Here is a 1,349-nt window from a genome sequence, read left to right as displayed (position 1 = left end):
CCACCGGCTGATTCTTCGAGAACGACCAAGCTCTTGAAGGAGTCACAGCACGATGACCGCACCCGACAGTCTGCCCTTTGCCGCCCTGCTGGAGGAGAACCTGGCCTCGGCGAGTCCCGACTTGTTGCGGGCGATGGTGAAGACCTTCGCCGAGGCGATGATGTCCTCCGACGTCGACCGGGCCTGCGGCGGCGAGTACGGCCGGCCGAGCGAGGACCGGATCAACTCCCGGAACGGATACCGGAATCGGGACTGGGACACCAGGGTCGGCACGATCGACCTGGCCATTCCCCGAGTCCGCTCGGGTTCGTACTTCCCGAGTTGGCTGCTGGAGCGCCGACGCCGGGCCGAGCAGGCTCTGATCAGCGTCGTCGCGACGTGCTACCTGCTCGGCGTCTCGACCCGGCGGGTGGAGAAGCTCGCCGAGAGCCTCGGCGTCACCCAGCTCTCGAAGTCGCAGGTGTCGGAAATGGCCAAGCACCTGGACGAGCGGGTCGCCGAGTTCCGCAACCGACCGCTCGACCAGGGGCCCTACACGTTCGTCTGGGTGGATGCCCTGACGCAGAAGGTCCGCGAGGGCGGCCGTGTCGTCAACGTCCACTGCCTGGTCGCGGTCGGCGTCAACAACGAGGGCCAGCGCGAGGTGCTGGGCCTGGACGTCGCCACCAGTGAGGACGGCGCCGGCTGGCTCGCCTTCCTACGGTCGCTGGTCGCCCGCGGCCTGAGCGGGGTCAAGCTCGTCGTCTCCGATGCCCACGCCGGCCTGGTCGACGCGATCGGCGCGACCCTGCCGGGCGCGTCCTGGCAGCGATGTCGAACCCACTACGCGCGCAATCTGCTCTCGCAGGTCCCGAAGTCCGCCCAGCCCTGGGTCGCCACCCTGCTGCGGACCGTGTTCGAACAGCCCGACGCGGGCGCGGTCCGCAAGCAGATGGCCACCGTCGTCGCCACGCTCGACGAGCGGTTCCCCAAGGCCGCGGAGCACTTGGAGAACGCCCGCGAGGACCTGCTGGCCTTCGCCGTCTTCCCCCGGACGGTCTGGAAGTCGATCTGGTCGAACAACCCGCAGGAGCGGCTGAACAAGGAGATCCGCCGTCGCACCGACGTCGTCGGGATCTTCCCCGACCGCGGCTCGGTCATCCGCCTGATCGGCGCGGTGCTGGCCGAGCAGAGCGACGAATGGGCCGAACAGCGCCGCTACATCGGCTCCGAGATCCTCGGCCGCTGCCGCCTCCACCCGATCGAGGGAGAAACCCCCGACGAGACCATCACCACAGCCCTGACCGCCTAGCCTGAAACAGGATCACCGAGTGGCCGTCGATACACCACTCCAACGGACGTGACCTCCG

1 protein-coding gene is annotated in these 1,349 nt (G+C 68.6%); it reads left to right on the top strand.

Annotated features, from left to right (window positions below; translation table 11 throughout):
• Positions 1-52 precede the first annotated feature (52 nt).
• Entirely contained in the window at positions 53-1,291 is a 1,239-nt protein-coding gene (locus tag AA75_RS14740; protein WP_033820455.1) for an IS256 family transposase, read from the top strand.
• Positions 1,292-1,349 lie beyond the last annotated feature (58 nt).

Origin of the sequence: Kitasatospora sp. MBT63, assembly GCF_000710465.2 — a bacterium.
Classification (GTDB): domain Bacteria; phylum Actinomycetota; class Actinomycetes; order Streptomycetales; family Streptomycetaceae; genus Kitasatospora.
The sequence above is the reverse complement of the archived record's forward strand: the minus strand, read 5'-3'. Positions and strand labels throughout refer to the sequence as shown.